This window comes from Methylobacterium sp. J-001 (assembly GCF_022829565.1).
Classification (GTDB): Bacteria; Pseudomonadota; Alphaproteobacteria; order Rhizobiales; family Beijerinckiaceae; genus Methylobacterium.
The window spans coordinates 23,090-29,089 of sequence record NZ_JAKSYN010000040.1 but is presented as its reverse complement, the minus strand read 5'-3'; the positions used below and the strand labels follow the sequence as shown (position 1 = coordinate 29,089).

Below are 6,000 nucleotides of genomic sequence, written 5' to 3'. Positions count from 1 at the left end.
CTGAACGCACAGCTGCCGGTCCAGCCGTCTAAAACCGACCCAGGATTGTAACTCATTACGTTGCACAACCGCTAGTGCCGCGGCGCAACAGCTGCAACTTGTGCAAGGCACAATTGCAACCCTGGGTGTTTCACGAGATGTGCCTTAATCGTATCGCCCTCGTGAGGGCGATGGGCCCTCCTGATATCGGCGCACCCCTCATGGACGAGATCGAGGAGCGGCGGCACGTCGTGCTGCGCAACCTCGCGACGCACGCTGGTCCGGCACGCGACCGACTGCGTCTGTCCCTGGACAACGCAGCCCGCTTGGCCTGCCTCGCGCCCGAGGTGATTGCGGCTATCGAGAACGGCAACGGCTGCATGTTCTCCCTCGCAGAACTGACGCACGTCGCCCTATTCCTCGGCCTGACCGAGTTTGGCGTGCCACGCCCCCGGCCACCGGGGATGGAGTAGCTGCGTCAGAAAAGCTCGCCGGGGGAAACTTCGGCCTAGGCCGGCACGTACCGCTGGCCCATGAGCGACCAAGACGACGAGCCTACCGCCCTGAATGCCGCGATAGCGGCGCAGATCAATGCTGCCCGCTTGCGTGGGGCCTACTCGATCGAGACCTTGGCGGTGCTCGCTCGGGTCGATCCCGAGGCGATCGTCAGGCTTGAGAATGGCGCGTCGATCGCCGACGTCGGAGCTCGGGACCGCGTCATGGACGTGCTCGGTCTACGTCCAAATGGTCATCCCTCCCCTGTGCGCCTGACTGATCTCACCCTGTCCGATACGAACCGCCAAGGCTGATCTGACGCCGTCCACCGCCGCCATGCATGCCATGGCTCGGCGCCGTATAGGGCTGACGCGACAGTTCATGCAGAGCATCGCCGACGGGCCCACCGATCCGATACAAGCAGGATCGCTCGCAGGTCGCCGCGACGCGCACGCCGATCTCGTGCGTATGACTTCGGCCATACAGCCATAGGGCTAACCGCGCCCGCGTCGCCTCCGGGATACCGTCGAGGAGATCGAGCAGTGTCTCGGGGTCAGCCCGCATCAGGCACGTCGCGAGCCCCAGCGGCACCGGGCAGTCGTCCGCGAAATCCTCCGCGGTGATCAAACGGACCTGGTTCACACATGATACCTGCAAGCTGTCGCCCGCAAGTTGAGAGTCTATGGTTAACGAAGGCTATCGATAGCAGCGTCGCCGCGCAGATCGATGATCAGCGGCACCATGAGGCGGCCCCGCACCAACGCATACGCACCACCGAGCCGGTCACAGCGGGGTCGCCGACGACCCGATGTTCAACTCCGTCCAGCTTCGGCTTGTTCGCCTCTACCAGCATGGCCGCAGAGAAACAGCACAGCCCCAGGGCGCTGATCCATAGGAGTGCTCGGAGGCTGCGAGTGGTACGCTTAGACATACGTGCCAGCGTGGCCCCGCAGCGTTAGCGAACCCTTGCACGCGATATCAGGATAATCCACCGCCCATCACGGCTTCTTGCTGGGAGCCACGAACGGATTGGTCTCGGTCGGAGCCAGGTTCTTCGTGTAGCAGCTCTCCAGTCGCTCCAGACCGGCTGCGCTCTTGTCCAGAGCCACTTGGATGGTCGAGCCCTCGCCCTTCACGTCCAAGCTGTCGGCCAACTTCAGCGATTTGAGGAACCGGTCGTCCTTGATCGGTACCGACACCCCGTTGCCCGAGGCGGCGACGTCGGCCTTGAGAACCGAAGTCCCAGCCGCCAGCTCGACTGGATAGCTTTTATTGCGCCCGAGCTTCCACTTGGGCGAGCTCATGCTCAGGTCGAGGCCATCGGTATCGCGCGTGAAGCGCACGTCCACGCCATCCGTGGTCTCGCGGCTCATCACGCATCGCTCGAACTTCTGGCCTTTGTAGGCAGCCTCGACCTGCCAGGGGCCGATGGTGACGGCAGCGTCCTTCGGCTGCTCAGCTGCGTAGGCAGAAGGCGCTGAAAATACGACGAGGAGCGAAGTGGTGAGAAGGGCCGGGCGCATCAGGTTTCCTCGACTTTGATCGGTAATGACGGTTCGAACGAGTGCGCGGGCAGGCCCATGGTTCCCGCCAAGCTAAATCGTGCGGTATCGGTGGATCGCGTGGATTGCGGCGGCGCCATGAACCACTCGGCAACCATTCCAGCACACACACACCGCTCGTTGTGTACGAAGGGTTGCGTTCATGCGTGCGCGGGTCTGGCTCGCCCTGACGCTGCTGGTGTGCCTCGTCGATGGTCACGCCCCCCGCGGACGCGAACCGCGCAACCCCGATGCGGAAGCTGGCTGGAGTCGAGGAGTCGAGGCGTTGAAGCGCCCATCCATCAGAGGGGCGGTGTGAGACGGTTCAGCTGATCGTTGTTGTTGCCCGGCCGCATCGATATCCAGGTTCCAGCTGTGGACAACCGGCGACGCCCTATGTTGGTCAAGCTTTCGACGCGAGCCTGACCGGATCGCATCTGACCCAGTCGCTACCATGCTTGCAGCCTCTCGCACCGTCATCCTAAACCACCGCGAGGGCACCGCCGTGCTCATCTCGTCGGTTCTGTTCATGACCGCCGCGCTGACGTTGATATGGCTCGTTGGCTGAGCCGACGTCACTTCGGGTCGACACTTACGTTGCGAGCCATGACCCAGCCATGCTCGCACGGACCAGTGTAGTTCTGCTCGACAGGTACGAGGATCGTTGTCCGGCAGCCCAGTAGCGCTGAGCCATAGACGACGCCCAGCCACAGCCCGAGCTTTTCGCAGACCTTGACCGTGTCACTATCGTGCAGGCGCCCGATCTCACGGAACGGAGCTCCGCCCGGGCCGCTCTGAACCGGCAGGAAGCTCTCGGAGCTCTGTCCGATCTCGATCACCTTCCCCGTCCCGGGACAGGCGTCCTCACCGATCGCCCCGCGCATCAGGATTGGCACGTTCAAAGGTGCGGTTTCGGCCTCGGCCACGCAGGGCAGCCCGAGCAGGAGGAGTAGCCCGAGCCGCGACGCGATCGAAGGCATAGAAGGAGCCAAGCTTTGTAATGTTCACGAACAGCGGCGACTCGATCACCTCGTTGGTGAGAGGCCGAACAACGCGCTCATTCGTGAGATGATCCGGGCCGTGAGCCGGCGCTTGCGGTCTCCAGTCCCGCCGCCGCACCGACCCTCACGCGACTGCCCGGCCCAGGCTTCACGGGCATTCTGCAGGGAACTGGCCCGGAGAGCGCCTGTCGTCACGTGCTTGCCCGCCGCACGCCTTGCAGTATCGCGAACGCCTCGGGCGCGCGGACGGGAAGAAGCAAGGCTGTAGCAGGAGCGTGAGGGACTGTCGCCGGTCGAGCGGCTTGGCTAACTCGGTCGGTAAGAACGACTGCTGGTAGGCCTGAGCGTGCTGTGCTCGAAGGGATGCAAGCTGGTGAGAGTCGAATCAGGCGTTGCGACAATAGCATCACTTGAAAATGTCAGGCAATATCGAAATTCTACCAGCATGATAGCTGATAAGTCGTGTTATAGGCCTCAATGATGCATTGGGCCACCGTTGTTTTCGCTGCCTACACTATCGGCTTCGTCGAGTTTTGGCGCATGTGTGAAGCTGCGCCGCTCGCGAAAGAAGATGTTGATGACGTAGTGGCCTGAGGCTCAGCGGGTCTCGTCGCCTCCTACGCAATTTAGAGCGCCCCCGTTCGAACCTTTTGCCGTCGTGAAAACCTCTTGGCTATTTCCCCCACAAATTGTCGAGCATCCAGCAAAACCGTATCGCCGTCAGTGTAGTAGTCAACAGGGCGCCCAGTAGGCTAGCCAATACCCGGAGTGTTCGGCTAGGCGCTTCGTTAGGCTCGACGTAATCGTACCAGAGCGGATTGTCGTCCTGCAGGGCTCGGTCCCCCAGAAACGGTAGCGGCTACTTGCTGCCGCGCTGGGCGAGCACCGCCGGGACGGTGCGCAGCATGATCGCGATATCCCGGCGCAGGCTCCAGCGGCTAGCATAGTCCAGGTCCAGCGCCACGCGCTCGGCGTAGGTCGTGTCCGAGCGCCCCGAGACCTGCCACAACCCGGTCACCCCCGGCGGCACCGCAAAGCAGGTGGAGAACGCCCGGCCGTAGCGGGCGACCTCGGCCTGGACGATCGGGCGCGGCCCGACCAGGCTCATCTCCCCGCGCAGCACGTTCCAGAGCTGCGGCAGCTCGTCCAGCGAGGTCTTGCGCAGGACCTGTCCGATGGCGGTGATGCGCGGATCGTCGCTGAGCTTGTGCGTGGCGGCCCACTCCGCCCGGGCCTGCGGGCTGGCGGCCAGATGGGCGGCGAGCACCCCCTCGCCGTCGGCCACCATCGAGCGGAACTTCAGGCAGCCGAAGCTGCGCCCGTCCCGGCCCAGCCGCGTGTGCCGGAAGATCGGCGCCTTGCGGTCCCCAGCCCAGACCAGCGCGGCGATCACCAGCATCAGCGGCAGAAGCAGGAACAGCGCGGTGGCCGCCACCCCGATGTCGAGACCGCGCTTGGCCGCCCAGTCGAGCCGCAGGCCTCGGGCCACGAACGGCGCCTCCGGCAACACAGCCCCAATGACCTGATCCGATACCAATTCAGTAGCTACAGCGAAACTGGCGGGGTCCGACGCATGCTGCATCGCAAAACCACGTCCAACATCTTGGTGAATCGCGGGCTGCTGCATGATTTTAAATTCTCAATATAAACGGAGCGGTGGTTAATCACTCGGTGGTTAAAGATTTATTACGGACAGCTTTTTGTTGATCACATGCCGATATATAAATCTAGCTGCGAGCGTCATGTCAGATTAAGGCTGTTTAACGTCGCAGAAGTTGTCTCGAATGTGGCGGCACGGCCCTTGGTACGCAGTCTGCATTGCTGGCATGCGTCTATAGAGTGATCAGTAGCGCCGATATTCAATCTGTGATTGAAATAAAGGTGTGTCATTCGCGTGTGCAATGCACCACTTAAGCGGAGCCGCACATAGCCTGATCTATGTGTAAGAGTAGGCAGATATTTGTTGCCTAGGCAACTCAACGTCGAGCCGATCATCGCGCCAGCAACGCCTCGATCCGCAGCAAGCGTCACATCAGCGGAGCATCACCGTTTTTCCGATCGACCTGTCAGGGGTGCGTTCGTCATACCGTCCGTTCGCAGACCCTCACCGCATAGCTCAACTCAGGCCACGACCCGCGTGGATTCTCGCCCTACCTGATCGGTCGAGGTCGCCCGCCGCTTGTCGGCAGCCTTTCTTCGGTTTGGTTTTCCCCGATTCTGACAGGACTAGAACTTCAGTAGGCGTGCGCTGCGGGGATTTGCACCCTCCCCCCTGAGGGATGGAGCCCCTCCGGGCCAGGCGCAGCCAAGCGGTCCACTCGGACGAGACGATCCGGACGATGTTCGGCAGGTTGCGAAACCCTGTGACGGGCCGCTCCTCGACCGTGACCAGCCCAAGCTTCCGGGCTTCGCGGATGGCGTTGCGCACGGTGGTCTCGGACACGCCCACGATCGCGGCGACGTGGCCCACGGCCAGCCGGCAATCGCCGCGGCGGGCGGTCTCGGCCGCGACGAGGGCGAGCACGCCTTGCTCAGCGTGGGTAAACTTGGCGGCAAGACTCAGCGGCATACGGCCAGAGGCGGCCCAGCGGCGGCGGCGCTCCATGCTGGCGCCTGTCCGTGGCCGGGAGCCGACACCGGGCCTCCTGAGGCTCCCTACGCGATCCTGGGGCGTGGCCGGGATCCCAGTTGGGGTCGCGGTCCGTTGCCGGCGAGCTGCCGGCGCATCGGTGCGCGCCTCGATCAGGCCAGATAGCGCCTCAGCCTCGGCTTCGGTGACCTTCCCCTCCCCGTAGGCACGCCACAGCAGTGCCGTCACCTGTGGCAGGGTGATTCGGCTCGCAGCCTCGATGGCGCGCCTCAACTCGTCGGCAAACATGGTCCTCGGCCCCGTAAAAGGGCCGCAACAGGTCGTTCCGGGCCGCCGCAGGGGCGTCCGGTCCACAAGGCAAAGCCTCATCGTCGCGGGAATTGGCGTTCCCGCT

7 protein-coding genes are annotated in these 6,000 nt (G+C 63.4%); 2 read left to right on the top strand and 5 right to left on the bottom strand.

Annotated elements, in window-relative coordinates:
• The first annotated feature begins 200 nt into the window (after positions 1 to 200).
• Together MKK65_RS03895 and MKK65_RS03890 are read left to right on the top strand one after the other, a co-directional pair.
• Complete coding sequence (locus tag MKK65_RS03895) at positions 201 to 452, top strand: hypothetical protein (protein WP_243955497.1); 252 nt, start codon at positions 201 to 203, stop codon at positions 450 to 452.
• 60 nt (positions 453 to 512) lie between these two features.
• Positions 513 to 788 carry a hypothetical protein gene (locus MKK65_RS03890; RefSeq protein WP_243955495.1) on the top strand — a complete coding sequence of 92 codons (276 nt, stop codon included), beginning with the start codon at positions 513 to 515 and terminating at the stop codon, positions 786 to 788.
• Here MKK65_RS03890 and MKK65_RS03885 read toward each other — a convergent pair.
• The 5 genes from MKK65_RS03885 to MKK65_RS03865 form a co-directional block, all read right to left on the bottom strand.
• Positions 757 to 1,116, bottom strand: a complete 360-nt coding sequence (locus tag MKK65_RS03885) for a hypothetical protein (RefSeq protein WP_243955487.1) — start codon at positions 1,114 to 1,116, stop codon at positions 757 to 759. The two genes, MKK65_RS03890 and MKK65_RS03885, sit on opposite strands and share 32 nt — an antisense overlap.
• Before the next feature lie 356 nt (positions 1,117 to 1,472).
• Positions 1,473 to 1,997, bottom strand: a complete 525-nt coding sequence (locus MKK65_RS03880; protein ID WP_243955485.1) for an HtaA domain-containing protein — start codon at positions 1,995 to 1,997, stop codon at positions 1,473 to 1,475.
• Positions 1,998 to 2,590: 593 nt separating this feature from the next.
• Positions 2,591 to 2,995, bottom strand: a complete 405-nt coding sequence (locus MKK65_RS03875; RefSeq protein WP_243955483.1) for an integron — start codon at positions 2,993 to 2,995, stop codon at positions 2,591 to 2,593.
• An 880-nt stretch (positions 2,996 to 3,875) separates the two neighbouring features.
• Positions 3,876 to 4,598, bottom strand: a complete 723-nt coding sequence (locus tag MKK65_RS03870; RefSeq protein WP_243955482.1) for a sugar transferase — start codon at positions 4,596 to 4,598, stop codon at positions 3,876 to 3,878.
• Positions 4,599 to 5,132: 534 nt separating this feature from the next.
• Positions 5,133 to 5,894 carry a helix-turn-helix domain-containing protein gene (locus tag MKK65_RS03865; protein ID WP_243955479.1) on the bottom strand — a complete coding sequence of 254 codons (762 nt, stop codon included), beginning with the start codon at positions 5,892 to 5,894 and terminating at the stop codon, positions 5,133 to 5,135.
• Between the last annotated feature and the right edge of the window lie 106 nt (positions 5,895 to 6,000).

Excerpts from the sequence above, each read along its gene's own strand:
- MKK65_RS03895 (WP_243955497.1), top strand. The coding sequence starts at position 201 with ATGGACGAGATCGAGGAGCGGCGGCACGTCGTGCTGCGCAACCTCGCG.
- MKK65_RS03890 (WP_243955495.1), top strand. The coding sequence starts at position 513 with ATGAGCGACCAAGACGACGAGCCTACCGCCCTGAATGCCGCGATAGCG.
- MKK65_RS03880 (WP_243955485.1), bottom strand. The coding sequence starts at position 1,997 with ATGCGCCCGGCCCTTCTCACCACTTCGCTCCTCGTCGTATTTTCAGCG.
- MKK65_RS03875 (WP_243955483.1), bottom strand. The coding sequence starts at position 2,995 with ATGCCTTCGATCGCGTCGCGGCTCGGGCTACTCCTCCTGCTCGGGCTG.
- MKK65_RS03870 (WP_243955482.1), bottom strand. The coding sequence starts at position 4,598 with ATGCAGCATGCGTCGGACCCCGCCAGTTTCGCTGTAGCTACTGAATTG.
- MKK65_RS03865 (WP_243955479.1), bottom strand. The coding sequence starts at position 5,894 with ATGTTTGCCGACGAGTTGAGGCGCGCCATCGAGGCTGCGAGCCGAATC.